This is a genomic window from Arthrobacter sp. LFS091 (assembly GCF_047977885.1).
Taxonomy (GTDB): domain Bacteria; phylum Actinomycetota; class Actinomycetes; order Actinomycetales; family Micrococcaceae; genus Arthrobacter.
On record NZ_JBFPFP010000023.1, the window covers coordinates 1 to 1,620 of the forward strand.

Genomic DNA, 1,620 nt, shown 5'->3' on the forward strand with positions numbered 1-1,620 from the left:
GCGCCGATGGTACTGCACCCGGGAGGGTGTGGGAGAGTAGGACACCGCCGGACACACATTAACAGGGGAGCCCCGATCACGACGGTCGGGGCTCCCCCCATTTAACACCCCGGTTCCGCCTACCTTGCTTTGGGGCGGGTTCACGGCAAGCCTCGGGCTCGTTTTATGGGTCAGCTTTAGAGCGTAAGAACACGTGTTTCACTGGAGCATTATGGAAGACGCAAAGTTCCCGTTTGGCTCTGAATCGGCTCTGCAGCACGCGATGGAACAGAACCTGGCTGAACATGCCAGCCACTTGCACCGAAACCTCATCGGAGCCTCCGTTTCAAGAACTGCCGATCTCTTGATCGCCGATAGCGGTCTGGCCGACGAGACCTTCAACATCGTCGCAGCAGCCCGATTCGCCCGGCACGCAGTGCAAACCCGAACCGCAGAGACGGTCCGGGCCCTGGGATCCACCGGCCGCCCTTTTTCCTGGTGGGTAGCCCCTGCCTCTATTCCGGACAATCTTGCCGAATTCCTTGGGGCCGCCGGGCTCGAGGCGTCAGAGACAGAGACAGGCATGTGGAAGGACCTGCGCGGAGATCTCCCTGAATCACGAGTGGGAGACCTGGCAATCCACGGTATTGCAGGCCTCTGAGGACGGGGAGCCGGTGTACCGCCGTCTCGGGTTCAGGGCCTGTGGCCAATTCACCGAATACGCCATCGGCCCCTAGATCGTCCCTGCCAGGTAACACACGTGTGGAGGCCTTTGGACGTCAAGCTTCCCCAATGTCGCCCCGTGCCAGCGCGAAGGGCAAGCGGTCGAAGACGATGTGGATCTCAACGATATGGCCATTCCGGACTCGATGGAGCTCCGCGCCTGGTGCCCTCGGCACGGTGTCATTGCAGGTTTTCCCTTCTTTGATGGCTACGTCATGTTCACTGCTACAGGATTGTTGGGTCCGTTGATGATGCCGACGGACGAGTTTTTACCGGATTGCGACGACCGTTCGTTGAACCTTCTGCGGGGTCAATGCTCCCCGGGCCACGGAAGCGGCAGAGCAGGACATCGCCCGCAAGTTCGCCGACGCCTTCTCCCGGGACGAGATCGACTCCCTCCTCGAGCTCCTTACTGATCAGTGCCGGCTTGCCATGCCGCCAGCCAGCGAACGCTACGTCGCTCGTACCGCCGTCGGGAGTTCCCTTCGTGTGGGTGCGGGGGGGCGCCCCGGCGGCAGCTACGCGCTGTCTGCGGCCGGAGCAGAAGGCTGGCCGGCGTTTGTTTGCTATCTGGAGGGCCGGCGCCCGGGGGCTGTTGGTTGTCGAACCGACGGGGATGGCAGCAGGATCGCTTCGATCGTGCGCATCCTGGACGACGGATTGCACAGGCACTTGGAGATGCCCTCCTATCTGGAATGAAGGAGCATCGAGCCCGGCTCACGTCTTCATCCGGGTGGTGTTCGACGGCGGGTTGGTGGGGGTTTGGTGGGTGGTTGGGGTGGGGTGTGGGGGTGGATTTGCGTTGGGGGTGTGGGGCGTGTATTGTTTTCTGAGTCGCCGGGTGCGAAACGGAAAGCCGGAAGGTGTGTACGGTTCGGTAGGCGGCCAAAAATAACTCTTCTTTTCCAATGGCCCTGT

General features: G+C 61.7%; 2 protein-coding genes. One reads left to right on the forward strand and one right to left on the reverse strand.

Annotated elements, in window-relative coordinates:
• Positions 1-211 precede the first annotated feature (211 nt).
• A complete protein-coding gene (locus ACNQOP_RS20480) occupies positions 212-640 on the forward strand; it encodes a hypothetical protein (RefSeq protein ID WP_416405571.1) in 429 nt (142 codons plus the stop codon).
• 287 nt (positions 641-927) lie between these two features.
• On the opposite strand, the gene ACNQOP_RS20485 is transcribed toward ACNQOP_RS20480, so the two are convergent.
• Positions 928-1,374, reverse strand: coding sequence for a hypothetical protein (locus tag ACNQOP_RS20485; protein WP_416405572.1), 447 nt, complete (start codon positions 1,372-1,374; stop codon positions 928-930).
• Positions 1,375-1,620: the final 246 nt, after the last annotated feature.